General features: G+C 63.1%; 24 protein-coding genes and 2 tRNA genes. 13 read left to right on the top strand and 13 right to left on the bottom strand.

The genetic code is table 11. From position 1 onward, the window contains the following. Position 1 precedes the first annotated feature (1 nt). Entirely contained in the window at positions 2–1,348 is a 1,347-nt protein-coding gene (cca, locus tag NMP98_RS13705; protein ID WP_254858408.1) for a CCA tRNA nucleotidyltransferase, read from the bottom strand. Between the two features lie 94 nt (positions 1,349–1,442). Between cca and NMP98_RS13710 the strand changes: the two genes are divergently transcribed. After that, positions 1,443–1,515, top strand: a tRNA-Asn gene (locus tag NMP98_RS13710). Between the two features lie 56 nt (positions 1,516–1,571). Here the strand turns inward: NMP98_RS13710 and NMP98_RS13715 are convergent. Then, entirely contained in the window at positions 1,572–2,753 is a 1,182-nt protein-coding gene (locus NMP98_RS13715) for an iron-containing alcohol dehydrogenase family protein (protein ID WP_254858410.1), read from the bottom strand. Positions 2,754–3,443: 690 nt separating this feature from the next. Between NMP98_RS13715 and NMP98_RS13720 the strand changes: the two genes are divergently transcribed. Together NMP98_RS13720 and NMP98_RS13725 are read left to right on the top strand one after the other, a co-directional pair. Next, entirely contained in the window at positions 3,444–4,205 is a 762-nt protein-coding gene (locus NMP98_RS13720) for a homing endonuclease associated repeat-containing protein (protein WP_254858411.1), read from the top strand. A gap of 29 nt (positions 4,206–4,234) precedes the next feature. Continuing rightward, a tRNA-Ile gene (locus tag NMP98_RS13725) sits at positions 4,235–4,352 on the top strand. A gap of 329 nt (positions 4,353–4,681) precedes the next feature. Here the strand turns inward: NMP98_RS13725 and NMP98_RS13730 are convergent. Continuing rightward, complete coding sequence (locus NMP98_RS13730; RefSeq protein WP_254858413.1) at positions 4,682–5,425, bottom strand: Lrp/AsnC family transcriptional regulator; 744 nt, start codon at positions 5,423–5,425, stop codon at positions 4,682–4,684. Between the two features lie 263 nt (positions 5,426–5,688). On the opposite strand from NMP98_RS13730, the gene NMP98_RS13735 reads away from it, so the two are divergent. The 7 genes from NMP98_RS13735 (at position 5,689) to NMP98_RS13765 (ending at position 12,394) form a co-directional block, all read left to right on the top strand. After that, a complete protein-coding gene (locus NMP98_RS13735) occupies positions 5,689–6,039 on the top strand; it encodes a hypothetical protein (RefSeq protein ID WP_254858414.1) in 351 nt (116 codons plus the stop codon). Between the two features lies 1 nt (position 6,040). Continuing rightward, positions 6,041–6,484, top strand: coding sequence for a universal stress protein (locus tag NMP98_RS13740; protein ID WP_254858415.1), 444 nt, complete (start codon positions 6,041–6,043; stop codon positions 6,482–6,484). Positions 6,485–6,540: 56 nt separating this feature from the next. Beyond that, positions 6,541–7,227, top strand: coding sequence for a potassium channel family protein (locus tag NMP98_RS13745; RefSeq protein WP_254858417.1), 687 nt, complete (start codon positions 6,541–6,543; stop codon positions 7,225–7,227). A gap of 121 nt (positions 7,228–7,348) precedes the next feature. After that, positions 7,349–8,878, top strand: coding sequence for a TrkH family potassium uptake protein (locus NMP98_RS13750; protein ID WP_254858418.1), 1,530 nt, complete (start codon positions 7,349–7,351; stop codon positions 8,876–8,878). A 110-nt stretch (positions 8,879–8,988) separates the two neighbouring features. Further along, positions 8,989–9,666: a potassium channel family protein gene (locus NMP98_RS13755; protein ID WP_411911621.1), complete on the top strand. Its 678-nt coding sequence runs from the start codon at positions 8,989–8,991 to the stop codon at positions 9,664–9,666. A 1-nt stretch (position 9,667) separates the two neighbouring features. Further along, positions 9,668–10,804, top strand: a complete 1,137-nt coding sequence (locus tag NMP98_RS13760; RefSeq protein ID WP_254858420.1) for a universal stress protein — start codon at positions 9,668–9,670, stop codon at positions 10,802–10,804. Positions 10,805–10,840: 36 nt separating this feature from the next. Then, on the top strand, positions 10,841–12,394 hold the full coding sequence (locus tag NMP98_RS13765) for a TrkH family potassium uptake protein (protein ID WP_254858421.1): 1,554 nt from the start codon (positions 10,841–10,843) through the stop codon (positions 12,392–12,394). A gap of 189 nt (positions 12,395–12,583) precedes the next feature. On the opposite strand, the gene NMP98_RS13770 is transcribed toward NMP98_RS13765, so the two are convergent. Both NMP98_RS13770 and nirK read right to left on the bottom strand, forming a co-directional pair. Next, positions 12,584–13,678, bottom strand: coding sequence for a pyridoxamine 5'-phosphate oxidase family protein (locus tag NMP98_RS13770; RefSeq protein WP_254858422.1), 1,095 nt, complete (start codon positions 13,676–13,678; stop codon positions 12,584–12,586). Positions 13,679–13,716: 38 nt separating this feature from the next. Further along, complete coding sequence (nirK, locus tag NMP98_RS13775) at positions 13,717–14,799, bottom strand: copper-containing nitrite reductase (RefSeq protein WP_367997237.1); 1,083 nt, start codon at positions 14,797–14,799, stop codon at positions 13,717–13,719. Between the two features lie 110 nt (positions 14,800–14,909). On the opposite strand from nirK, the gene NMP98_RS13780 reads away from it, so the two are divergent. From NMP98_RS13780 to NMP98_RS13790, 3 genes are all read left to right on the top strand, one after another. After that, positions 14,910–15,926, top strand: coding sequence for a halocyanin domain-containing protein (locus NMP98_RS13780; protein ID WP_254858424.1), 1,017 nt, complete (start codon positions 14,910–14,912; stop codon positions 15,924–15,926). Between the two features lie 91 nt (positions 15,927–16,017). After that, a complete protein-coding gene (locus NMP98_RS13785) occupies positions 16,018–17,454 on the top strand; it encodes a dihydrolipoyl dehydrogenase (RefSeq protein ID WP_254858426.1) in 1,437 nt (478 codons plus the stop codon). An 83-nt stretch (positions 17,455–17,537) separates the two neighbouring features. After that, the gene (locus NMP98_RS13790; protein WP_254858428.1) at positions 17,538–17,894 is read left to right on the top strand and encodes a hypothetical protein; all 357 of its coding nucleotides are present in this window, start codon (positions 17,538–17,540) and stop codon (positions 17,892–17,894) included. A gap of 3 nt (positions 17,895–17,897) precedes the next feature. Here NMP98_RS13790 and NMP98_RS13795 read toward each other — a convergent pair whose 3' ends face one another. The 8 genes from NMP98_RS13795 to NMP98_RS13830 all read right to left on the bottom strand — a co-directional run bounded on the left by NMP98_RS13795 (position 17,898) and on the right by NMP98_RS13830 (position 26,042). After that, on the bottom strand, positions 17,898–18,329 hold the full coding sequence (locus NMP98_RS13795) for a pyridoxamine 5'-phosphate oxidase family protein (protein WP_254858430.1): 432 nt from the start codon (positions 18,327–18,329) through the stop codon (positions 17,898–17,900). Positions 18,330–18,394: 65 nt separating this feature from the next. Next, positions 18,395–20,443 carry a formate dehydrogenase subunit alpha gene (fdhF, locus tag NMP98_RS13800; protein ID WP_254858432.1) on the bottom strand — a complete coding sequence of 683 codons (2,049 nt, stop codon included), beginning with the start codon at positions 20,441–20,443 and terminating at the stop codon, positions 18,395–18,397. Positions 20,444–20,524: 81 nt separating this feature from the next. Next, positions 20,525–20,740, bottom strand: coding sequence for a YgaP family membrane protein (locus NMP98_RS13805; protein WP_254858434.1), 216 nt, complete (start codon positions 20,738–20,740; stop codon positions 20,525–20,527). A 52-nt stretch (positions 20,741–20,792) separates the two neighbouring features. Beyond that, the gene (locus tag NMP98_RS13810; protein WP_254858436.1) at positions 20,793–22,043 is read right to left on the bottom strand and encodes a M20 family metallopeptidase; all 1,251 of its coding nucleotides are present in this window, start codon (positions 22,041–22,043) and stop codon (positions 20,793–20,795) included. Positions 22,044–22,160: 117 nt separating this feature from the next. Continuing rightward, positions 22,161–23,048: an ABC transporter permease gene (locus NMP98_RS13815; RefSeq protein WP_254858437.1), complete on the bottom strand. Its 888-nt coding sequence runs from the start codon at positions 23,046–23,048 to the stop codon at positions 22,161–22,163. After that, positions 23,045–23,956 carry an ABC transporter ATP-binding protein gene (locus NMP98_RS13820; RefSeq protein ID WP_254858439.1) on the bottom strand — a complete coding sequence of 304 codons (912 nt, stop codon included), beginning with the start codon at positions 23,954–23,956 and terminating at the stop codon, positions 23,045–23,047. The genes NMP98_RS13815 and NMP98_RS13820 overlap by 4 nt, the downstream gene beginning before the upstream one ends. Further along, complete coding sequence (gene nosD / locus NMP98_RS13825; protein WP_254858441.1) at positions 23,940–25,313, bottom strand: nitrous oxide reductase family maturation protein NosD; 1,374 nt, start codon at positions 25,311–25,313, stop codon at positions 23,940–23,942. The genes NMP98_RS13820 and nosD overlap by 17 nt, the downstream gene beginning before the upstream one ends. A gap of 3 nt (positions 25,314–25,316) precedes the next feature. Further along, entirely contained in the window at positions 25,317–26,042 is a 726-nt protein-coding gene (locus NMP98_RS13830; RefSeq protein ID WP_254858443.1) for a hypothetical protein, read from the bottom strand. Between the last annotated feature and the right edge of the window lie 2 nt (positions 26,043–26,044).

Here is a 26,044-nt window from a genome sequence, read left to right on the forward strand (position 1 = left end):
GTCAGGGCCGCGGGTCGAAGTACGACGCCAACTCGGTGCCGAACTCCTCGGCCAGTTCCCCGATGTCACGGCCGGCAAGCAGGTCGTAGTCGTCTTCGAGTGCCGACTCGACGTGCGGCCCCAACGACACCTCGAACAGTTTCGATTCGACGAGTTCGGCGGGCGTTCGAGCCTCTCGAGGCCGTTCGACGACGTACCGTCCGTCCTCGTCGATGAACGGGCCGGCCACGCTCTCGTCGTCGTCGTAGGCGTCGTAGAACCCCTCGGCGTGAGAGCGGACGCCGACCGGTGGGCCGTCGTGGCGCTCGACGGCCGGCAACCTGGCGACGCCGCATTCGACGAACAGCACCGCCGTCTCGTCAGCGAACCGGGCGCTCCGAAGCGGTGCAAAGCCCGCGCGTTCGAGGGTGCCCTCGATGCCCGACAGCGACTTGTCGAGTTGGGGGTACAGTTGGTCCTCGACGATATCCGGGGTCTCGAAGCGGACGGCGACGGGTGCTGTCCCCCGGTCGGCGACGTGGTCTCGGATGTCGTTCGCTGAGAGGGGGTCGGGGTCTCGTGGGTCGAACAGTTCGATTCGAGGGTCGGCGAGCATCTCGCGGGCGTAGTGAATCAGTCGGCCGACGTTGCGTGGCGAGCAGACGGCGGCGACGTTGCGTTCGGGGTCGGTCGGGTCGATGACGACCAGCGGGTCGTCGAAGGATTTCGCCCCGTGGTCCTCGGGGTCGAGGTGAATCGGGGGGTTCCAGTCGGCGGCCGCTTCGAGTAGTTCGCGAAAGCCGCCGTACTCGACGACGAGCAGTTCGGTCAGAAACCCCGAAAACCCCTTCGTCCGGAGGTCGCTGCCGTAGGCGCCGACCGCACCGAGAAACGCCTTCGCCAGTCGAACGTCGTCGGCCAGCGAATCGATTCGCCCCTCCAGATACGCGGTGTGGAACGGCGTCCGGTCGACGGCCGAGCGGATGTTCGCGGCGTCATCGACGGCGTAGCAGGGCACACAGTCCACGTCGAAGCCGCGGTACTCGCCTTTGACGTAGGGGTGTTCGGCGAACTCCTCGTGGCCCTCCGGAACGACTTCGTGGCCGACCGCCAGCCCGTAGCGTTCGAGGTCCTCACGAGCGAGGTCCGGCGAAAACCGGACGAAGAGGTCGATGTCTCGGTCGCCGGCGAGCCACGTTCCGCGGGCGGTCGAACCGACCAGCCGCGTGTCCGCCTCGACGGGGAGGTCCTCGATGGCGCCCTCGGCACGAGCGGTGAGGTCGGCGACGACCCTCTCCAGGGCCTCGCGCTCCTCCGGTTGAGGGACGACCCGGTCGCGGACCTCCGAGACGACCGACTCGAATGTCATACTCGCGGTTGCGCCGTCGGCTGGTAAAGCGTGTCGATGCCGGGGCGAAGCGAAAGCCCTATTTGTCGTATCCGGGTATGAACGACTGCAACGTGCCGCCGTAGCTCAGTTGGTAGAGCACCTGGTTGTTACCCAGGTTGTCCCAGGTTCGAGACCTGGCGGCGGCGTGGTTCTCCGGTCGCTACACGGGTACCGATCGGTGTTCCAGTCGTCGTTTCCATTCTTACCACGCCTCCCGCAACACCGCTTCGAGTTCCTCGATGGTCGGATTCAGCCCGTCGGGACAGTACGGCATCAGCCCGTCGGTGTGAACGTCTTCGGCGATGTCGGTGAGATCGGATTCGTCCATGTCGTCGATTTCCCGCAGACTGCTCGGCAGTCCGAGGGCGTCGCGTATCGCTTCGACTTCTTCGACGACGGCCTCGGCGGTCGCTTCGGGCGTCCCACCGTCGACGCCGAGCCCTTCCGCCAGCAGGTCACGGCCGCCGTCGACCTCCGCGAACAGATACCGGAGGGCATGTGGTGCGATGATGCCGTGGGCACCGCCCTGCTGGATGTCGTAGCCGCGGGCGAGGCCGTGTCCGAAGGCGTGAATCAACGACAGCGTCAGCCCGTCCGGACGCGAACAGCCGTACTGGGCCAACACCGTCCCCACGACGGCGTCGTGTAGCGTCTCGTCGTCGCGGTCGCCCGCCCCGAGTGCGGGCAGTCCACGCGAGAGCAATCGCAAGGCTCGAACCGCGGTGCCGTCGGTTATCGGCGTCGCGGTGTTGGCGTACACCGTCTCGACGGCCTTGTCGAAGCCGTTCATCGCCGAGGCACACAGCACGCCGTGAGGCGTCGTCCGGAACAACTCGGGGTCGTAACACAGCGCCGCGGGCATCAACCGCTCGTCGTAGACGCCGCCGCGAATCAACTCCCCGCCGTCGCGGGTAGTGACGCTGCCTACCATCGAGAGGTCCGCACCCGCAAGCGTCGTCGGCACCGCAACGACCGGCCGGAGGTCACCCTCCGGCGCCGGAATCGACCCAGTGGCTTCGAAGGTCTCCCGGAGTTTCTCGTGGGCGGCCTCGGCGTCAGCGACGACAGCGATGATTTTCGCGATGTCGAGGCTGCTCCCGCCGCCGACCGCCACGAGGGCGTCGGCGTCGGATTCGGTGACACGGTCGGCGCCGTCAAACGCCGTCTCCAGCCGCTTTTCCGGCGTCGTCTCCGCGAACTCGCCGACGAGGCGGTCGCCGAGGCCGTCACGCAGGGGGTCCATGACTGCGGGGGTCGTCCCGACTGTCGTTCCCGTGACGACGAGCGCTCGCTCGACACCAAGCGCCTCAAGTTCCGCATCGAGGTGGCGCACGCAGTTCTTCCCGTAGCGGATGGTTCCGGGGTCGTACTCGAATCTGAACATACTGGCGTGTCGGGCGACAGGGGTTTGTGTGTTGGTGTGGAGACGACGACCGTCTTGCTCGGTGTCCCGTTTCGCACACCCTCATTTCGGGTCGAAAGCGTTTCGATGGGGCGTGATAGTGGTCGTTCGACTATTGTACACCCATGTTCCCCTCCGAAAGTGTGGGTTCTGTGAGGACGTGTGGACAGTCGAAGCCGAGTATCCTGTTCCAATGGCTCTCACTCCCTTCCCGAGACGACCGCTGACACGGACTGTTGTGGCGGTTCTCCAGTCCGATGCGAGATAATGGGGTGACGACACCGTTCCGACCCGAACTCCGAACTGCCGGCACACCCCATCGTTGGTAGGGTGTGCTCCGTCATTTGGGGTTTTCGAGAATGCTGTGTGTCGAGTCAGTATCCCCTCGTGGTCGTTGTACGCTGGCTGTTCCGGACCCCATCGCGCTCACTCGGACGGTTTCGAATACACAGCCTCCGAAGATGGTCACTTTTCGGCCAATCAGATGCCTGTGACTCAACGAGGCAACGCCAGAGACGTGTGTTCATTAGCAATTGGCCGAAACACGAGGGTGTTCTGTCGGCATACGTCTGTGGGTTTTATCGGGCACCCTGACGGGTGCGATGCCTCGGAGACTACTGACACACGCGAGCATTGATTGGGAAACACGCAGCGAACGCGTGGTGAGTCATGATGGGTGAGTTCCACGGGAATCAACACACTGACTCGGAGTATAATGAATACGAGTACGAGGATTTGGTGGAGGATGTCGCCGCACTAGCCGAAGAACTCGGTCGGTCGCCGACGACAGAAGACGCAAGCCAGGCGGACGGACTGCCTTCCATCGCCACGCTGTACAAGATTATTAAGGACGACTGGGTGAGCACGCTTCGGGACGCTGGCGTTGAGCCAACGAAGAACCAGCGTCGGTCGCTGCCAATTGACCGACGCGAGCGGATGCTCGAAGACTTACGACAGACGAACCGTGAGACAGAGGGGGACGTACTCCGACTCCGCCAGTATGATGAAAACGGGTCGTTCGATGGCAGTTCGATGAAGGTACGATTCGGGTCGTGGTCCGAGGCATGTACCGAAGCAGGGATTGACTGTGGAACGAGACACGGTGAACGGTGCGTTGGACCGAACGGCAACCAACTCGATAGCCGCCACGAACTGGCTGTTGCTCGGTATCTCGACGAAGCCGGAATCGAATACGAGACACATGTCGGAGTTGGGTCGACACGTTGGACGTGTGACTTCTACCTTCCAAATCAGTGCCTGTGGGTCGAAGTAGACGGATACGTTGCGGGTGAACGGCCGAACGAACGCATGTTCACACAGAAACTCGGCTACTACGCGTTTCGTGGAATGGATTTCGTGGTCGTCAAGACGCCTGAAGAGTTGAGAGAATCACTAGCCTCTACACGAACAGGAGACGATACCCGGCAAACCTAAGAGGGGGGAGCGGATATTCGGGTACACAAGGGCCCTTAGCTTAGTCTGGTCTAAAAGCCCCCGGCTCATATTCCTGTCAGTAATATCGGGCTGGTGCCCGCAGGATGGGACACCGGGTGAGCGCTGGTTCAAATCCGGCAGGGCCCATCCAGATTTTGCACGATTCGTAGCCAAAGGAATCGTGCGTATTAGCGTCCCTAAGATGGACTCCTCCCTTTCCATTCGATATTTGGGATATGATTTCGTTCGGAGTTCAACCAACCGTTAGATGCGGGTCGCCGCTGTCGTGCGTTCGCGAATAGTCGATACGAAGAGCCAGCAGCACGATGTCGAGTGGTTCGGCCGAGGTCCCGCAGGAGAAGTACGCGGCCGGTGGGCGTGAATTGCGGTTATCGATTCCCTTTGGGTCTGAAATATTTGATGTGGATACGACCGTCGATATGCTAGATACTCGATTCTCGCAGCCGCGGGTTTCGTCACCGCGAGCCGAACACTTCTAGGGCGTCTTTCTCTAAGCCGGATTTCGAGAACAGCGAGATGACATCTCCGGTTTGGATTTCGGTCTCGCCTTTCGGCGTAAGCATATCGCCGTCTCGTTCGATTCCGACGACCAACATCTCATCAGCGAGTAGCCCCTCATTGACTGCCTGCTCGATTGTCAGCCCTGCAACTTCTGCGCCCTCCGAGACCGTGAATTCGACGACCTCTGCGCCCCCTGCGAGACTCATGAAATCGGTCAGTGACGGACCGAGGGGGATGTCGTCCGGGCCGAATGGGTTGTACGGTTGGTGATACTCCTCTTCGATGACGCTCTCGTCTTCGATTTCTAAGCCGATATCCGATAACTCGCTCGCGATACGGCTGATGTCGCTGGTATTCGACCCGACTGCCGTGACTGTGAGGTTCGTTTTCCCCGTCATCAGTTCTCGGACCGACACGACACCGGAGACATCGAGGGCGGCTTGAGCGAGTCGGTCTCTGTCCGGAATCGGGGCCGTACAACTGAAGTGATAGGTGACGTGCCCCTCGATGGATTTGTAGTTGATGTCCGCGAGATACCCTCGCAGAATCCCCTCCGCTTCGAGCTGACGGATTCGATTTCGAATCGTTGCTGGCGTCACCTCCATCTCGTCGGCGATATCCGCGGCTGACGTGTTCCGGGCGTCACGCGCCAGGTGATAGAGGATTCGCTTATCGATCTCATCGGCCCGGTATTCCATACCGGAAATAGGGTTAGAACGCATAATTAATTCCCGATATACGCGTGGGCGAACCGCCGTTGTGGCACCCTTGATATATCATTACTCCACTAGGTATTCCGAATACTAAAAAATACTGTGCTTGTATTTCGCATCTCAAAAATTGAATACCAATATTTATGCCGTCTCGATAATCTAGGGGAGATAGCCCGCATTGACCACGACGAGATCGTCGGTCATCGTGGGTCCCGACCGGTGTAGACGCCAAACAACCCGACCAACCCATGACGCCATCCAACACTGACCCTCCCGACGACATCCCTGCTGACGTTGCTGAGACCCTCGAAGGGTTTAGCGACCACGAACTTCGGGAGGTCATTCATTACGCACAGCAACTCCTCGGAGACCATCCACCGCTGACGGATGCAATCGAGTCACGAACGGGCGAAGAGATCGTTCGTGTGGAAGACCACGACGAGTATGTCATCGTCGTCGTCAAGCGCCCCGATGAGACGGGCGAAGCTCGTGGCCCGTTCGCATATCGGGTCGATTGGGCACCGGACATTGAGGGTGGAGAAGGCAAGTATCGGTGGCATTACCTCGGGAAAGTTCACGGCGACTCCGGAGGCAACTGAGATGGTCGAGCAGTTCTTCCAGCGAGTCGTCATCCCCGTTGCTAACCGCGACGACGCGGCGGCGACGACTGCTGCACTCCTCCCCCATGTTGAAAATACGGATTCCACTGTGATCGCAGTCCATGTCATCGAAAAAGCCGGTGGGGCTCCCGACAAAGCATCCGTCGCTCAACTGGAGGAGCGCGCAGAGGACATCTTCAGCATCGTTACCGATGGGTTCGCGGATACCGGTGTATCCCTCTCAACGCGACTCCTCTATGGAACCGACATCGCGGCGTCCATCATCGACGCCGCTCACGAGAGCGACGCCAGTGCAATCGTGTTCACGCCCCGCGGCGGGAGCCGCTGGCGCAAACTACTGACCGGAGATGTAAGCCACAAACTCGTCGAAAACAGTGATATCCCGATTCTGGTTCTCCCGGACGAAGAGGTGAACGAGGCGTGAGAAAGACTGGACATCGACCGTGTGAACAGCCTACAAACAGATAATCTACACTACACATGTACATCATCATTGTTGGAGCCGGTGATATCGGAAGACCACTCATCGACATTGCCACTCGTGCCGGAAACGAAGTCGTGGTTATCGAGAGGGATTCACAGAAAGCCGACGCGGTCGCCAGCGAGTATGACTGCTTGGTGCTTAACGCCGATGCCACCACGAAAGAAACGCTCGCCGATGCCGGTGCTGGGCGTGCTGATGCGATAATCTCGACGACCGATCAGGACGCCACGAACGTCATGGTCTGTCTGCTCGCAAAAGAGTTCGATATTCCGGGAATCATGTCCGTCGTCCACAATCCCGAGCATATGAATCTCTTCCGGCAGATAGAGGTAAATACGATTGAAAACCCCCAGCAACTCATCGCTGGATACCTCTACCGGGCGGTCGCAAGGCCAGCCATCGTCGATTACATGCGAATCGGTGAGGATGCAGAAGTCTTCGAGATTACCGTCACGGAAGACGCTCCAATCGCTGGAAAGACACTCACCGAAGTGGGCGAGGAGAACCTCCTATCGGAGGATGTCCTCATCGTTGCAATCGAACGCGAAAGCGAAGACAAGCCGCTGACTCCCCGAGGGAAGACCCGAATCAACGCGAACGATTTGTTGACCGTCTATTCAGCGACCGGAGCGGACCCAGAACTCACCGACATCTTCGGCCATTACGAAGACCGAGCAGTGTGAGTGCTCAAAATGAAGATTTACAAATATGTCTAATACATCAATAGGCCGTCCCGGATTTCTGAGCACCTCGAAGACAGTCGTTAGAGACGTTGGCGCGCTTCAAGTCCTCATCGGCGGATTGATGGCGATACCGCTACTCGTCTCCCTGCTCTATCAAGAGTGGTACAGCGCACTCGCGTTCCTAATTGCTGCAGGGGTTACCGCGCTTGCTGGTGGAGCGGCGTACAAACTCTGTGAAGATGCGCCCGAACCGAAACGCCATCATGCGATGATCGTCGCGGCACTCGGGTGGTTCGTCACGGCGGCCTTCGGTGCTCTCCCGTTCATCATCGCGGCCTACATCACACCACACGCGGTACTGGAATCGTTCGTTCCAGCAGGGGCGAGCTATCAATCGAGTCTGCTCAACTTTCAGAACCCGCTACACGCCTTCTTCGAGAGCATGAGCGGGTATACGACCACCGGCCTCACCATGAGTGTCCACGAGCCATCGGTGGGCCATGGGTTCCTCTGGTATCGCTCACAGATGCAGTGGGTCGGCGGCGCAGGGATGATCGTCCTCTCGTTGGCGATTCTCCGACAGCCACACGGAACGGCCGGCATCTCGCTGTACCAGTCCGAAGCACGAAACGAGAAATTGCGGCCCAGTATCGTGGGCACAGCACGGGCAATTTGGAAGATCTACGTCGGTATCACTGCTCTGGTCGCCGTCTACCTCGCGGTGGCGACGTTCCTCGTCGCGCCAGGCTACGGCATCGAGAATACGATCTTCGATGCAATCAACCACGCCATGACCGGCCAGTCTACCGGCGGTTTCAGCACTCTCGACGATTCTATCGCCGGCTACGACTCGTATGCGATGGAGCTCGTCCACATCCCGGCGATGATTACTGGTGCAATCGCGATTCCGGTCTACTACGGGGTCCTTTCCGAGCGGGATTTCCGGGAGTTCACGCGTGACCCACAGGTCAGAGTGTTGTTCGGGCTGTTCGTCGTCGGTGTAATCGGCCTGTCGGCGTTTCTCGCCCGGTGGGTAGGCGTTCCGTATCACGGTGATCCGATAGGGTACGTCGGACGGGTAGCGACGAGTCAGGCGTTCCGTGACGGGCTCTTCCAGTACATTAGCGCGCAGACGACCACTGGATGGCAGACCTCTTCGATCGGTGACTGGAACAACGGCGCGGTCATGGTCATCGTTCTCGGTGCGATGTTACTCGGTGGCTCCGCCGGGGCGACCGTCGGGGGAATCAAAATCTTGCGTGGCTACATCATCGCTCGTGGGATTAGTTGGGAGGTCTCTCGAGTGTTCCTTCCGGGACACGCTATCGACGACCTCCGAATCGGTCAGCAGACGTTCAAGGCCGACGAGGCAAACGACGAAATTCGCGCGGCGACGACCTTCGCATTCGTATATCTCATATTGTTAGCTCTGTCGCTGTTCGTCCTGTTGGCGGTACTACCCTCGGATTTCACCCTCGCGGATGCAATCTTCGAAGTCGCGACTGCACAGGGTACTGTCGGTCTCTCCTCGGGGATTACCGGCCCGAGTATGCCGGTCGTTGCGGAAGTACTGTTCATCGTTCAGATGTGGATGGGGCGACTCGAAATTATCCCTGTCCTCGTCCTGATTAACAGTCTCCTCAGGAGGTGACCCGTATGTATCATCACAGTAGACCCAACACAACCGTACTCAATGTCCCCGGTCCGCCCGACTGTACCACTGTCAGTCGATTGTATCGCTAGCTGACTTTCACCGTTCCGATTCAACAACCAATGTACGTAATCATCATCGGCGCAGGCCGTACCGGGAGCACAGTCATCGACCTCGCAACCAAGGACGACCATGAGGTGGTCGTCATCGAACGCGACACGGAACTTGCCGAAGAGGTGAGTGCCACCTACGACTGTCTGGTCATCAACGCGGATGCAGCATCGAAGGACATCCTCCTCGAAGCCGGCATCGAGGAGGCGGATGCCCTCATCTCGACAACGGAGAGCGATTCGGTGAACCTCATGATAACCATGTTCGGGAAGCAATACGGGGTCGAGACGCTCGTCAGTTCGATAAACGACCCCGCACACATGGAACTCTTCGAGGACCTCGGCGTGAATCTCGTCGAGAGTCCCCACCGACTCAACGGCCAATACCTCTATCGTGCCGTCCAACACCCTGCGATTCAGGATTTCATGCCGGTTGCAGGTGAAGCCGAGATCTTCGAAGCCACGGTCGATGAGGGGGCACCAATCGACGGCCTCAGTCTCATCGATGCAGACAAAGAAGACCTGCTACCTGAAGAGACGATTATCGTGGCCATCGTACGGGACGACGAGTTACTTATCCCACAGGGGGACACCGGAATCCAAGCGGGTGATACTGTCACGGTATTTGCCAGAAACGGAGCGAGGAGTCCGATTACGGGAGTATTTACGAGGGACTAACATGCCGGATACCCCGGAGGAGCCTACCGTTCGAATCACCGCCCCAAGCCGGTCGTCCGGGTCGGATGATGAGTCCTATCTTCGTAGCGGCTCGCCTATTCAGACCCCGGAGTATATCGTCGTGGTTCCCGTTACCGACGCGCTGCTTGAGAGGCCGGGCATCAACGTCCGGCAATTCCTTCGGACAGCGGTTGCCCTTGCGGCGGATAACGACGGTCGGGTGCTCTTAGTTGGGATCGAGACCGTTGCGGGCGAAGCGGTTCTTGACACCGTTCGAGAGCATGTACAGACAGCGCAACCAACCGACGGCGAGAACACGGCAGTCGAGAACATCAAGCAACGACAGACACAGTTGGCAGAGATGGCTAATGTGGCCCAGGAACTCGACCCGGATGTCTCGGTCAATGCAGTCGTCCGGGCCGTAACAGACTCCACTCGAAGGATTCTCGATATCGTCGATGGTAACAATGAGACCGTCGTCTTGCTGTTACGCGGTACTGGACTCGATGAAGGATGGCTACTCAACCGAAGCACGATTGATGCGCTCTTGGCTGAGAGTGAGTGTGACGTATTCGTCGAAAATATGGGCACTCATGGGGGTGAGAACGCGCTGTACGTTCCGGACGTTGAGGAGCATACGGTCGCGTCCCTCGCCAAATCCGAATCGGAGTCGATCGAATCGATACTGCTACCGGTCGGAACTGGTCCACACGCTGCCCTTGCTGCGGAAGCAGCGCGCGCAGTGGCACGCGCCAGTGGTGCATCAATCACCGTGCTCCACGTCATATCGCCGACTGCATCTGCCGAGACGAGAGCCGACGGCGAGGACCTTCTGAAGTTCGCTGCATACATCCTCGGTTCCGAGGTGGCGGTTGAAACTGAACTCAAAGAGGCGTCTGATACGACCGATACGATTGTCCAAGAGGCGAAGACGTATGATTTCGTCTCGATAGGCTTCCCCGAGCAGAAATCCAGGCTGAAACAGTTGGTCTTTGGGTCGGTACAAGAGACGCTTTCAGAGTTACGTGGGACAACGGTACTCATGTCACGTGACTCGAATCGAACGATGCGTTCGCTCTACTATCGATGGAAACGCGGTATCACATCGACAGAGGACGACGGTGACTCCCGAAACTGATGACGTTCTGTCCGGGATGGTGAACGACGAACTACGATGAGAGTAAATACAGATACGGTCGGACGCGACGTTGGACGCATCGTTCAGGCGGTTTCGTTGATGATGCTCGTTTCTATCATCGTAGCAGCCGTCAATCAAGAATTCTACGCCATCCCCGCTTTCGTGGTCTCGGCGATTGTGATGGCGGGAATCGGAACCGGGTTGGTGTGGCGATATCGGGACGCAGAGCCACCGGAGAAACGGGAAGCAATGATTACCGCGGCGACCGCGTGGGCTGTGGTCGGCGTCCTCGGTGGACTACCTTTCATTCTCATCGCGTGGACGATTCAGTTCGACCCGTTTCCCGCCTGGGCGAATACACCCCCGATGGACGCGACGACGGCGGTGTTTCTCCACCCGCTCGATGCGGTGTTCGAGAGCATGAGTGGCTTCACCGGAACCGGGCTGACGATGGCCGCCGTCGAAGAGAAACTCCCACGCTCGCTACACTGGTGGCGGTCGTTCATCGAATGGGTCGGTGGCGTCGGGGTCATCGTCCTCACTGTCGCAATCCTCCGGCGGGGTGGCGGGAGTAGTGGGTCCTATACCCTCTATGAGAGCGAAGCGCGCTCGGAGAAGATTCACCCGAGCATCGTAACGACAGTACAGGAAATCTGGAAGATTTTCGTGGGCCTCACCGTTGGCTCGATCGTCCTGTTTCTCCTCGTCGGGATGCCGTTGTGGGACGCAATCAACCACGGGATGACCGGAATTGCGACGGGCGGGTTCTCCGTCCACGCGGATTCCATCGGACACTACAACAGCCCGCGAATCGAGTATGCGACGGTCCCGATAATGGTTGCAGGAAGTATCGCCTTCCCCATCCACTATCTGATATTCAAAGGGAAGTTGCGGAATTTCTACACCGACTTGCAGACGCGGTGGGTGTTCCTCTGGTTTACCGCCGGGTCGCTCGCACTGACGGGGATTCTGTACGCGAACGGGCAGTACGCGACGCTCGAAGAGACGTTCAGGGTGAGTCTGTTCCAGTTCGTCTCTGCGACATCGAACACCGGCTTCGGGAGCGCGACGATCGGCGGCGGGACCGAACAGGTCTGGAGTGCTGGCGCGACGCTGATGGCGTGTCTGGGCATGCTCACCGGGGCAGCGGCTGGGTCGACGGTGAGTGGAATCAAACTGATTCGAGTGATTACGCTCGTCAAGGGAACGGTCTGGCAGATACAGGAGGTGTTCCGACCCAGCACTGCCGTCCGATATTTGCAGATTGGAGAGCGCAAACTCGACGAGAAACAGGCCCAGCGCGAATACACCGAAGCGACAGTCGTGTTCATCCTCTGGATTACGTGTTTGGTGATTGGCATCGCTGTCCTCCTCCGTGTTCTCTCCCCCGCACACCCGCTGGAATACGTCATCTTCGACGTGATGAGCGCACAGAGTAACGTCGGGTTGGATTCGGGAATTACCGGTCCGGAGATGCCCGATGCGGCAAAGGCGATGTTGATTATCAACATGTGGGTGGGCCGTCTAGAGATTATCCCGGTTGCGGTGCTGTTCGGGGCGGTTTTCCAGCGCCTTGACCTCTACCGTTAGCCGAGAAATCAACTGCGTTGTCGATCCCCTCGGCACCACACCACGCAACGAACTGCTTCAGTCGGTACCCATGTGCCTGAATGGTCGCATTCGTGAGTTCGTGGCGCCGTTGTCGCGGTACATCTGCCGTGTTTCTGTCGGTGAACGTGATTTCAGTTCGTCCGCCATTGGCCTGTTTGGCGAAGCCACTCACAGCGAGCCGGCGCCTTGCCGACCGGTCATGTCGGTCGGAGTGAGGGCGTACCACTCGAAGGAGATTTCGGAGGGGTCGGGGCTGAACACGTCGACGGAGGCGAGTTTGCTGTCGGCGAAGACGGCGTGTACGTCGCGGTCCCGAACCTCCTCCGCCGAGAGGCGCTTCAGGTGGCCGTCGACGACGACACTCCGCCAGCGGTCGGGGCGTTCGTATCGGGTGACGACCAGCGACACCGCCTTCGACTCTTCCAGTCGAGTCTGCTTTTGACTTCCTTCGAACGACGACATGTGGAGGTACAGTTCTCGCCGCTCGGCGTCGTACCCGTAGGACATCGGGACGGCATACGGCCCTTCACTACCGAACGCGAGGACGCCGTAGCCGGCCGCGTCGAGGAACGCATCGATTTCCGCGTCGGTCATCTCCGTCGTCGTCGTCGCCTCCGCCTCCGGGGTGTCTTCGGTGTCCTCCGGTTTCGGTTCGGTCGCCGCTGTAGCTGTCGTTTCGTCGGACTCGCCCGGTTCGATGACCTTCGTGAAGAGGGATTTCAGCATGTGAAGCGTCTGCTCGTCGGTCGCCGTCGGGTGGAGGTGGGCGTGGACATCCGCCCCCGCGCCTTGCAGCGTCGCGAGGACGGTGTTGAGAAACCGGTAGACGAGGTCGTCGTCGTGATACGGTAGGAGCGATTCGATGTCTCGGAGACAGATTCTCACTGTCCCCTCGGTTTCGTCCCACTTCTCGATGAGTCGGGAGAACGCGACCGAAATCCCCGTCAGGTCGTGCGGGTTGACTTTGAAGCCGTACAGCGGCGTCCCCGCTCCGACTTCAGAGGTCGTCGCTTCCTCGTCGGCCTGTGGGGTGGTGATGATGACCGCCGCCTCCGAGGGGTCGTGGAGCCGTTCCAACTGGACGTCGAGTGCCTCCCGGAGCGATTCGAACGACTGCGCCGCAGTGAACTGGACGACTCGGTACTCCCCGCTGGCGTCGTCGAATACGTCGGTACAGAACGCCTCGTCGGCGTCGAGCGGTGTCGATTCGAGATACAGGGTCGGTCCGACATCATCGTCGGCTCTGTCGCTGCGTGTCCCCATCGTGGGTCAACCCTGCGGACCGGTGGGGATACGTTTTGTCACTCCATCGGGTCGAAGATGTCGGGGTTCTCCGGCCCTTCCGCGGAGACCACCGCGAGGGCGCCCTTGCGGGCGACCCGCGAGAGCGCGTGGTCGACGAGTTTGAAGTCCCCGGGAACGGGGAACGACATCGTCGCGACACAGGCGCTTCCGGGGAGGACGGGCGTCGTCTGGACGTAGCGCATCGGTTCGCTGGCGAGGGCGCCCTGCTCCCAGACCTCGTCCCACACCGACCCGATGGGGTGGAAACTGCTGAAGAGGTTCGGCCCACCGACGCCGTAGAAGATTCGGGCCGTCTCGCCGGTCTGGACGTTCATCTCGGCGTAGTTGTCGGGCGTGATGGCGTACTTCTCGCCGTTCATGAGGACGTAGGTGGGGTCCTCCATCGCCATCCGCTCGAAGTCGAACTCGTGGTGGCCCTTCTGTCCCGTCGTGCCGTTCGTGTACAGTTCGTGTTGGCCGAGGTAGAACTCGTGGTCGACCGGCGGCAGCCCCTCCTCGGGTTCGACGAGGATGAGGCCGAACATCCCACTGGAGATGTGGTAGTCGACGTTCGCTACCGCACAGTGGTAGATGAACGCGCCGGGGTAGGTCACTTTGAATCGGAGATGTGCCTCCTCGCCGGGGGCGACGTTCGTCGCCTCCGCACCACCGCCCGGCCCGCGGGCAGCGTGGAAGTCGACGTTGTGGACCATCGAACTGTCCTCGTGATTGCGGATGGTGAGGTCGACGGTGTCGCCCACGCGGGTGCGGACGAGCGGGCCCGGAACCTGCCCGTCGAAGGTCATGTAGGTGAACGTGACGCCGGGTTCGACTTCCGCGACGACTTCCCGGGTTTCGAGCTCCACTTCGACGGTGGCGGGACTCGACCGCGTAATCGGTGCGGGGATGTCCCGAGGGTCGGCGGCGATTCGGTCGACGTCGACCGGCTTGGCCTCGTCAAGTTCTTCTTCGGTCTGGAGCGACAACGGGGAGGTTTGGACCTCTTCGGTCGTCAGCGAGCCGACCGTACAGCCTGCGAGGGCCATCGCCCCGCCGAGTCCGGCGGTCTGCAAAACACGTCGTCGAGTGGTCGTGGGCATCATTGTTCTACTAAATCATACGATATCTTATGTTATATACTAGAATACGGTTTCTCAATGGCCGAGAATCCGGTTCTATGGTTATATCGTAAACGTACGTTGTATGGTGTATGACCGAAACGACTACGGGCCGACCGCTCGGCCGCCGACGGTTTTTGCAGACGACCGCCCTCGCGGCGGGCGGGACGGCGTTGGTCGCCGCCCACCCTGCGGCCGCTCAGGCCGACGCTGACTTCGAGGAGTGGTTCGGCAACGTCTCGAACTACGAGGGCATCGTCGACATGCGCGGCGCGGAGACGGTGTCGGTCGCCGTCGGTGCGGCGGGCAACGGGGGCGGGTTCGCCTTCGAACCCGCCGCGGTCAGGGTCGACCCGGGAACGGAGGTGACCTGGGAGTGGACCGGCGAGGGTGGCGTCCACAACGTCGCCGCGGAGGACGGAAGCTACGAGAGTGAGATGGTTTCCGATGCCGGCGAGACGTTCGCCCACGCCTTCGACGGCGAGGGCGTTTCGCTGTACGCGTGTTCGCCGCACAAGACGATGGGGATGAAAGGCGCCGTCGTCGCCGGCGACATCGACGTCGGTGCATCCACGGCCGCCCCGGATTACGTCTCCCGTGAGCCGGAGTACGACGGCTGGTTCGACGGCGTTGACAACTTCGACGGAACCGTCGACATGCGGGGTCGGGAGGAGGTCCGAATCGCCGTCGATACCGACGGCGACGGTGCGCCCGTCTTCTCCCCGCCGGCGGTCCACGTCGACCCCGGAACGCGGGTCCTCTGGGAGTGGGCGGGAGACGGCGCTCACGCAATCGAGGCGTCCGACGGGAGCTACGCCAGCCCCGAGCAGTCCAGCGGGATGTGGGGGCTGGCGTTCGACGGCACCGGCATCAGCAAGTACGCTTCGTCGGTCCACGGCAATACTGGAATGCGCGGGGCCGTCGTGGTCGGTGACGTCTTCGAAGGCGTTCGCGAACTGACCGTCGAACAGGTGTCGCTGCTGGGAGTGTACGGTGCGGCCCTGCTGTCGCCGGTCGTCCTCGGCGTTCTCATGTGGGTTCGGTCGTGGTACAGGACCGAGGAGACGGAGCCGTTGCCGTCCCGGGCGCCCCCGAACTCCGGCGTGTAGGCGTTCGCCTTTCGTCGGGCATTGCCACGCTCGGGTGACCGAGTTACACGAGCAACTGGGGTTTGATACGGAATCACACCGTAGGTACTCCATGGAAGACTTCGATTTCGTCGTCGTCGGTTCGGGGTCGGGACTCGACGTGGCCAACGCCGCTGCCAACCAAGGGCAGTCGGTCGCCGTCGTGGAAAAGGGCCCGCTCGGGGGGACGTGTCTCAACCGGGGATGTATTCCCTCGAAACACCTGTTGTATCACGCGGACGTACTCGAAACCATCGAGCGGGCCGGGGAGTTCCACATCGACGCCGAGGTGAACGATGTGGAGTTCGCCGAACTCGTCCGGTCGGTCAACGAGGAGGTCTCGGAGGACGCCGAGTCGATTCGGCGTGGACTGCGCTCGTCGTCACAGCACGACCTGTTCGAGGGCGAGGGCCGGTTCGTCGACGACCGAACCCTCGAAATCGTCGGCGGCAACGACGAGGGGGCGCGACTCCGGGGTGAAACGGTGCTCATCGCGGCGGGAACGCGACCGGCCGTCCCGCCTATCGACGGCATCGAATCGGTCGATTACCTGACGAGTACCGAAGCCCTCCAGTTGGAGACGCCGCCGGAACACCTCGTCATCGTCGGCGGCGGCTACATCGCGGCTGAACTCGGCCACTTCTTCGGGACGTTCGGCAGCGACGTGACCATCGTCGGCCGGCGGCCGAACCTGCTTCCCGACGCCGACGAGGGGGTCGCGGCGGCGTTCACCGACCGCTATGCCGACCGCTTCACCGTCCACACCGGCCACACGGCGACGGCCGTCAGCGACGGCGGCGACTCGGTGACCGTCGAGGCAAAGCCCTACGAGTACGGCGACGACGGCGGCATCGTCGAGGGCGCCGACCCCGTCACCGCGACCGGCGATGAACTGCTCGTCGCCGCTGGCCGCGTGCCGAACTCGGACACGCTGAACGTCGAGGCGACGGGCGTCGAAACCGACGACCGGGGGTTCGTCGAGACCGACGAGTACCTGCGGACGACCGCCGACGGCGTGTGGGCGCTGGGCGACATCGTCGGGGAGTACCTGCTGAAACACAGCGCCAACCACGAAGCGCAGGCGGTCGCCCGGAACCTCTTCGGCGAGGAACTCCAGGCGGTCGACTACGAGGCGATGCCGTTCGCCGTCTTCGCCTCGCCGGAGGTCGCCGGTGTGGGGGCGACGGAAAGTGACCTCCGAGCCGACGGCGTCGAGTACGCCACCCGGACGTACCCTTACGACAAAACTGCCCGCGGGAGCGCCATGCGTGCCGAGGGGTTCGTGAAGGTACTCATCGACCTCGACGGCGAGATACTCGGCTGTCACATCGTCGGTCCCGAGGCGTCGAACCTGGTTCAGGAGGTCGTCGTCGCGATGAAAGCGGGGTCCGGGACGGTTCGGGACATCCGCGAGTCGGTTCACATCCACCCGGCGCTGTCCGAGGTGGTCCAGCGGGCGTTCGCCGGGCAGTTCACCCGCCCGGACGACGCCCACGGCCACGACCACTGACCGGCCGTGACTTTTGCCGCGTGGTTCCGACGACACACGACCGAATCGGCCTTTTGTACCGACTCGACGTATCCATCCCCGTAATGACGAACGCAGCAATCGTGATTCTCGCAGGCACCGAATCGCACGCCGACCGCGGCCGACTCGTCAACGGCCTCGAAGCGGCCAAGGAGTTCGCCGAAACCGACGGCGACGACGTCGAGTTGATTTTCGACGGCGCCGGCACCCAGTGGGTGCCCGAACTGGAGGACGAAGACCACCGACACCACGACCTGTATCTGTCGGTTCGGGAGGACGCTTCGGTCTGTGATTTCTGTTCAGGGGCCTTCGGCGTCGACGAGGCGGTACACGACGCCGGCGTCGTCGTCGCCGACGAGAACGACGGCCACCCGAGCATCCGCTCGCTCGTCGCCGACGACTACGAAATCATCACCTTCTAACGCTCACTCGACCGTTCGGCGCCCGACGACCGACTCCATCTCCAACTCGAAGAGGCTGAAATCGACCGCCTCGACGGCTTCGTCGAACAGCCGAAACGGCGGGAACCACTCCCTGAGCGTCGCCTCCTCGACGTCGCTTTCGAACTCGCGTACGGGCCCGCGGACCTGAATGCTCCAGGAATCGGCCGTCGAGGCCTCGTAGACGACGAACGTCGTCGTTCCCGTCGTCTCCAGGAACTGCCGTTTCTCGCTGTCGTCGTCGTGGCCACTCACTCTGAGCAGGAGTCGCTCCCCGTCGTAGTGGTAGCTCAACGGCACCGCGTAGGCGTCGTCGCCGTCAGCCAACCCCAACACCCCGTGTTCGCCGATTCGAAGGTACTCCTCGAGTTCGGCGTCGGTCATCCCGACGGTGTACACGTAGTCGACGTGTTTCATGTGGCTAGTACCACCCCCAGTCGCTTAAGCGGGTCCCCGGTCGGGGCGCGGCGTCGCCCTGCCAGTCACTCACGGTGGATTTCGACCGTGACCGCGCTGTGTTTGTACTCGGGAATCTTCGCGACGGGGTCCAACGTGTCGCCGGTGAGTCGGTTGATGAGCGGGTCGGCGTAGTGAAACGTCGCGAAGACGGTCCCCCGACGAATCGCCGGCGTGAGGTCGGCCTCGATGGTCACCGACCCCCGGTCGCTTTCGACGCGAACCGAATCGCCGTCGGCGATGTCGCGTCGCTCGGCGTCCTCGGGGTGTATCTGTAAGACGTCCTCGCCGCGCATGCGGACGAGCGTTTCCGACCGCCGCGTGAGCGCGCCGCTGTTGAAATGCTGGAGGACCCGGCCGGTCGTCAACACGAGTTCGTCGTCGGCGACTTCGTCGACGGGGTCGACGTGTTCGACCGCCCGGAGGTTCGCGGTTCGGCGTCCGGATTCGAACCGGTCGCTGTGGAGGACGCAGACGCCCTCCTCGGCACCCGCTGGAAACGGCCACCGCTGGCTTCCCGTCCCGATGCCGGCGTAGCTCATGCCGGCGTACTGTGGCAGCACTTCGGTGAGTTCCTCGAAGACGGCCTCGGGACCGTCGTACTCGAAGCGGACGCCATCGTCGGCTAACCCCTCGCCGAGTGCACACAGCACCGCGAGGTCGAGGCGGGCGTCGCCGGGCGGTTCGGTGTTGGGTCGCATCCGCATGACCTGTCGGTCGGTGTTGGTGACGGTTCCGGCCTTTTCGGCCCACGCGCTCCCCGGAAGAATCACGTCGGCGTACTCGGCGGTTTCGGTCTCGAAGAGGTCCAACACGACCAGACAGTCCAGTTTTTCGAAGCGCTCGCGGACGCGGTCGGCGTTCGGTTCCGTCACGGCGGGGTTTTCACCGAACACCAGCGCTCCGCGCAGGTCCTCGCCGAAGGCGTGTGTCATCTCGACTTCGGTGAGTCCCGGCGTCGCCGGCGGTTCGAACCCCCACACGTCGGCGGCGTCCTCGCGGGCCTCGGAATCGGTAACGGGGCGATACCCGGGCAGGACGTTCGGCAGCGCACCGACGTCGCCGGCGCCCTGGACGTTGTTCTGGCCGCGAAGCGGATTCACGCCCGTCCCGCGCTCGCCGACGTTGCCGGTCAAAAGGGCCAAGTTCAACAGCGCGTGGACGTTGTCGGTGCCGCAGTGGTGTTGGCTCATCCCCATCCCGGTGAAAATCGCTGCCCGGTCGGCCTCGGCGTACGCGCGGGCGGCCGCCCGGAGGTCGTCGGGGTCGACGCCCGCCTGCCGGGCGTTGTCGTCGACAGCAACGCCCTCGAGGAACTCGGCGAACGCGTCGACGCCCTCGACGCGCGTTTCGAGGAACGCCTCGTCCGTGAGGTCCTCCTCGACTATCACCTTCGCGACGGCGTTGAGAAGCGGGATGTCGAACCCCGGTTTGACCGGCAGGTGATGTGTGGCCGCCTTCGTGGTGTCGTTCTCTCGTGGGTCGACGTGAATCAGTTCGGTTCCGTCCCGAACCGCGGGCAGGAGATACGACCGGAAGATGATGGGGTGTTGCTCGGCGGGGTTCGCGCCGGCGACGAGGTAGGCGTCGGCCTCTTCGAGGTCCTCCAGCGTGTTCGTCATCGCGCCGGCGCCGAAGCGCTCGCCCATGGCGGCGACCGTCGAGGAGTGACACAACCGCGCGCAGTTGTCGACGTTGTTCGTCCCGAGACCCCGTGCCAGTTTCTGGAGGACGTAGTTCTCCTCGTTGGTGCAGTTCGAGGAGGCGAAAAACCCCAGCGCGTCGGGACCGTCGGTTTCGACGATTTCCGAGAAGGCCTCCGTAACCTCCTCCAGGGCCGTCTCCCAGGAGACGGGGACGAACGTCTCGCCGTCGCGGACGAGTGGCGTGGTCAGGCGGTCCTCGTGGTCGACGATTTCCCACGCCGCCGCTCCCTTCGGACAGATTTCTCCGCGGGTGTTGACGGGGCCCTTCCAGCCGGTCGCCTTCCCCGAATCCGGGTTGTACGTGATGCCACAGCCGACACCACAGTACGGACAGATGCTTTCACGTGGCTGTGTGGGTCGATTTGACACACGTCTAAATCGGCGTCACTCAACATTAGTGTTCACGCCCGACGGGTTACCCAACCGACAAAAACCGACCGCGAACCGACGCTATTCGTCGGCAGTGCTGATTCCCAGCGCGCGGTACAGCGGACAGAGGCCGGTCAGGCTCGTCCCGACGAGGACGGCCCCGACGACGAGCGCGATGATGCCTGCCGTCAAGCCGAGTTCGAGAACGTTTGCGACGGCCGCGATACCGACGGCCGCGAGCAGTGCGCCAACCGCGAGCCGAACCCGTCCGTCGAGTACGCCGATATTTCGCTCCATGCACAATAATACGCACGCAACGATGTTAAAGATGGCCCTGCCAGCAGCGTGTTCACAGTTCCTCCGTGTCGGCCCAGACGGCGGGGAGCCGCGCGTAGACGGCCGCGTTGGTCGCGAGAGCGTCGACCGTGATGTACTCGTCGACAGCGTGGACCGTGTCGGTTCCAGCCGCGAACTCGACGGTCGGCACACCAGCATTGCGAAGCTTCTTGGCGTCTCCCCCGCCGGTCGCACTCCGGCGGTACACCCGCTGGCCGGTCACGGTTTCGGCCGTCGAGGCGACGGCCTCGACGAGCGGGCTGTCGGGTGGCTCTACGGTCCCGACGCTCCAGGAGACCTCCGAGATGGTGACGCCGTCACACGTCGCGACGCACTCTCGAACCTCCGAGAGAACGTCGGGCGTCTGTACCCCCGCCGTCAGCCGGATGTCGATTTCCGCCGTCGCGGATTGTGGGACGCTGTTTATCGCCTCGCCGCCCTCGATGGTTCCGAGGTTGATTGAGGGGTAGGCAAAGAGCTCACGAGCCGTCTCGGCGCCCATCGTCGGCGCGTAGTACTCGATTGACTCCTCCAGTATCGGTTCGACCGTGGCGTCGATGTCGAGTTCGCGCTTCCCGAACCGCTCCCGAAGCGTGGTCACGGCACCGTACAGGCGGTCGATGGCGTTGTCGCCGAGAACCGGCCGCGACCCGTGGGCAGCCTCGCCGGTCGCCTCCAGCGTCAACCAGATGCTCCCACGGTCGGCGACGACGACGGAGTATCGGCCGTCCGAGCAGGTCGGTTCACCGATGACGCAGGCGTCGGCGTCGAGTCGGTCGGCGGCCAACAGCGCGGGAAGGCCCGCGTCGCCGCCGACCTCCTCGTCGCTGACGAACGTGAACAGGAGGTCGACCGGCGGCTTCCCGTCGGCTTCGACGAACGCCCGCAGTGCGAGCAGCATCGCAGCCAGCGGCCCCTTCATGTCGGTCGCGCCGCGGCCGTAGATGCGGTCGTCGACTCGTTCGCCGAGGGGGTCGTACTCCCAGGTTTCGGCGTCGAACGGCACCGTATCGAGGTGGCCGTTGAAACAGAACGTCCGGTCGCCGTCACCCGGAACTCGTACGAGGAGGTTCGGCTTCGCGGGGTCGACCGCGAACCGTTCGGTTTCGACGCCCAATCCGTCGAGTTCCGCTTCGATTCCCTCGACGAGGGTGCGCGTGTCGCCGGGCGGGTTCGACGTGTCGACGGCGAGTACATCGAGCGTCGTCCGCACCAGTTCCGACCGGTTCTCGGCAACGTACGTCGCAGGGTCGCTGTGAGTCATCGTGTAGTGTGGTGCTGTCGGTGCTGCGACACAGTCACCCGATAGAGGTGCTGGTGGTACGTCAGCGCTTCGACGGTTCGGGCAGCGGATTCGAAGGTCGTGGAACAGTCGGACTCCCTACAATCGCCGCCGGGAGACCAACAGGCCGGCCGCGGCCACCGGGAGGACACACCACGCGAGGAGCGCGGCGACGAGTCCCGGCGTCGAAAGCCCCGTCGCCGAGAGGACGGCCGCGAACCCGCTCCCGGCGGTCGTTCCCAGTTGGCCCAACACGAGCACGCGGAAGATGCTCGCGGGGTTGGTGAGGACGAACACACTCAGCACCGCCTCCGGCAACTCGAAGGCCGCGACGACGCCCAGCGCCAGCAGGTCGTGGACGAGGACGAACCACACCCACACGAGCAACACGCCGCCGAGGGCGTGGGTCTTCTCGCGGGCCAGCGTCGAGACGAGCACGGCAATTGCGAGGAACGCCGCGCCGACGGCGACCGCACCGGCCAGGAAGGCGAGGAACGCCCCCCAGTAGGCGATGCCGAACTCCCGAACGAGCAGGGCGCCGACGACGCCGAAGCCAAGCACCGTCGCACCGGCGAGGACGGCGACCCGTCCGAGGTACGTCCCGGCGACGACCCGCCACCGCGACACCGGCAGCGAGAAGACGACCTCGAGCCAGCCCTCCTCGTCGCGGCCGACGACGGCGTCGTAGCCGAACGCCAGCGCCGAAAGCGGCACGAGATACACCGCGAGGCTGGTGAGGCTGGCGACGACCCGCTCCATCCCTTCGGGGCCGACCGCGGACCCGCTGAACGTCGCGAGCATCGTCCCGAACAGCGCGAACAGCGCCGCAAGCGCCAGCGCCCACCGACTCCGCAGCGCGAGTCGGTACTCGGTGACTGCGACCGTGGCTATCTGCCGCAGTCGCGGCCGCTCGCTGGACGCCGCGGACGCTTCGTGGGCGGCCGCGTAGCCGCCGTCGGGCGTCGGTTCGTCGGCCGAGTCGGTCATGCGTTTACCTCCGTGTTGAGTGCGCCGTGGAACGCCGCTTCGAGACTCTCGCGTTCGACGGTCACGTCGACAATGTCGGCCGCCGAGTCGACCGCCGCGAAAAGCGGCGGAACGTCGCCTGCCGGACACCGGACAGAGACCGCCCCGTTGGCCGTCGAGACGGTGCCGAACGGTTCGGCGGCGTCTGTGAGTGACTCGAGGGACGCCTCGCGCTCCGGGCGGATTCGAACCGTCACGTCGTCGGTGTCGACGAGTTCCGAGACTGGCCCCGCGGTGACGACGCGGCCGCCGTCAAGGATTGCCACCCGGTCACACAGCCGCTCGATTTCCGAGAGCACGTGCGATGAGAGGACGACCGTCGCGCCCGTCTCCGTCCGCACGCGGTCGATGATGCCGTGGAACTCGGCGACGCCCCGGGGGTCAAGTCCCGCCGTCGGCTCGTCGAGGACGAGCACCTGCGGCTCCGGGAGGATGGCGGCGGCGAGTCCGAGCCGCCGGCGCATCCCGTTGGAGTATCCCGAGACGGCACGGTCGGCGGCCGACGGCGAGAGACCGACCGTCTCGATGGCGTCGTCGATGCGGCCGTCACGCGGGAGGCCGCGCATCCGGGCGTGAAACGACAGCACCTCTCGGCCCGTGAGCGCGCCGGGGAAGCCGACCCGTTCGGGCAGGTAGCCGACACGCTCTCGTATCTCGGTGCCGGCGTCGGCGACCGACTGCTCGCCGACAGCCAGTCGGCCGCCGTCCGGTCGGTCCAGTCCGACCAGCAGTTTGAACAGCGTCGTCTTGCCGGCGCCGTTCGTCCCGAGGACGCCGAAGGTGCTGCCGTCGGGTATCTCTATCGACAGCCCGTCGAGGGCCGTCACGCTGCCGTACTCCTTGCGGACGTCGTTAGCTGTGATTCGCATAGTGCCTCCAGTCGTGTGGGGTGTCGGCCAGCGGCTGTCTGTCGACGATACCCGGCGAGTCGACGACGGGGAACGAACTCTCGGCGAGTCGAACCGCGTCGAAGGCGGGGCTGTCGACGAAGATTCGCGCCTGTGGCCGCTCGGCGACGAGGTGTTCGACCAGCCCCGCCGGTCGGTGGCGGACCTCGCTCGTCCCGTCGCCGTCGAGGTCGACGGCGCGGGCGTCCGACCAGTAGTTCCCGCGGTCGCTGCCGTTCCAGACGATGAGGTTCTGTGTCGTCGTCAGGACGGCGTCTTCGTTGTTGATGAAACTGTTCCCGACGACCTCCTGTCCGTTGCTGTCCGCGGTCACGTGGATGCCGACCGCATTGCGCAACAGGAGATTCCCGGCGATGCGGTTGTCCTGTGCGTTGTAGACGTACAGGCCGTTGCCGTTCTCCAGTAGGACGTTGCCCCGGATTTCGGAGCGCTCGATGTCCTTCAGGAGGATGCCGTGGCCGCTGGTGCCGTCGTTGCGGGCCGCCGTGTTGTTGAGGAGGGTCAACCCGTCGCTGACCATCAGCGCATAACCCACGTCGTTGTCGACGGCGAGGTTGTCCTCCAGTCGGTTGTCGTTGGAGTACATGTAGTGGACGCCGTAACGGCTGTCCCAGATGGTGTTGTTCGTCGCGACGACGTCCTCGGCCCACGAGTAGTAGATGCCGTCGCGGACGTCCGTGATTTCGGTGTTCCGGATCGTCGAGTTCCTAGTCTCCCAGAGGTTGATGCCGTTGCCGCGGTCGGTGCGGCGCTCGACGTCCTCCCGTCCCTCGATGCGGCTGTCGGTGACGGTCACGTCGTCGGCGCCGTCGACCCACACACCGAAGGTGATTTCCGAGAGGTACAGGTCCCGGAGTTCGGTTCCGTTCGCCGTCCCCTCGACGAAGACGCCGGCGTCTTCGCCCCCGGCGTCGTAGCCGGAGTTTCGGAGCCACAGCCCCTCGACGGCGACGTTTTCGGCTGCGATGAGGAGTACGTTCCCCTCGCCGCCGCCGTCGACGACCGCGCCGGCCTCGCCGGCCCTGACGGTCACGTCGCTGGTGTTCACCCTCAAGCGGTCCTCGAAGCGGCCTTCGAGGACGACGGTGTCGCCGGGACCGGCGGCATCGATGGCCTGTTGGGCCTCAGAGAACGTCTGCCCGCCGACCGTCGCGGTCGACTCCTCGGGCACCGACGGCGGTTCATAGGCGTTGGTCTCGTCGAGGTCGAAGCCATCGGGCGCCTCGTCGGCCGGCGCCGCCACGACGAACGGCGCGGTCACCGACACGAGGAGGGCGGCCACGACCGCGACCGCGAAGCCGGCTTCGAGGCGGGTCACGGCTCAGTCACCACCCGGTTCGTTCCGAACGCCGCTGTCTCGTCGGCGGATGCCGCCGATTCGTTCATGGACCAGTTCGGGCACGTCCCCGAACCGCATCTCGCTGTCGCGGGCGAGGTAGGCGACGCCCAACAGGACGACCGCCAGCATCGTCAGGTAGCCGCCGGGGCCGAACCACGCGAATCCGCTGATGTTCGCCACCTCGTAGCCGCCCAACACGGGCGGGGTGAACCCTTCGACGCCACGCAGCGGGGCATCGGGGTCAAGCGAGTGGCCGGCCTGATACAGCCGGTACTGGATGAGTGCGAACATGACGGCGAACGTCACGACGGTCCCGCCCAGTTGGGCGGTCAGTCCGCGTTTGAGCTTCCGGGCGGTCGGCGCCAGCGAGACGAACACGCCGGTCGCGGCGATGGCGACGAACGCCACCGGGCCGAGAATCCACTCCGGAACGCGGATGGATTTCTCGTGGACCGGGAAGTTCGGCTCGACGTAGACGGGGTCGGGGTAGTAGAACCCGACGTACTTGTTGAGGCTGTGGACCTCCACGTAGTCGCCGCCCAGCCGCGGGTAGGCGTACAGCTCGATTGCGAGCGTCTCGGTCGGGTACTGCGGCGCGGTGAGCGTGATACGCCACATCGGCACCGCGAGTGCGACCAGCAGGAGCCCCGCCGCCAGCAGGGGCAACCCACGCCGGAGTTCGCCGAACCGCGCGAGCGACGACTTCATGG

The organism is Natronomonas gomsonensis (assembly GCF_024300825.1).
In the GTDB taxonomy this organism is placed as follows: domain Archaea; phylum Halobacteriota; class Halobacteria; order Halobacteriales; family Haloarculaceae; genus Natronomonas; species Natronomonas gomsonensis.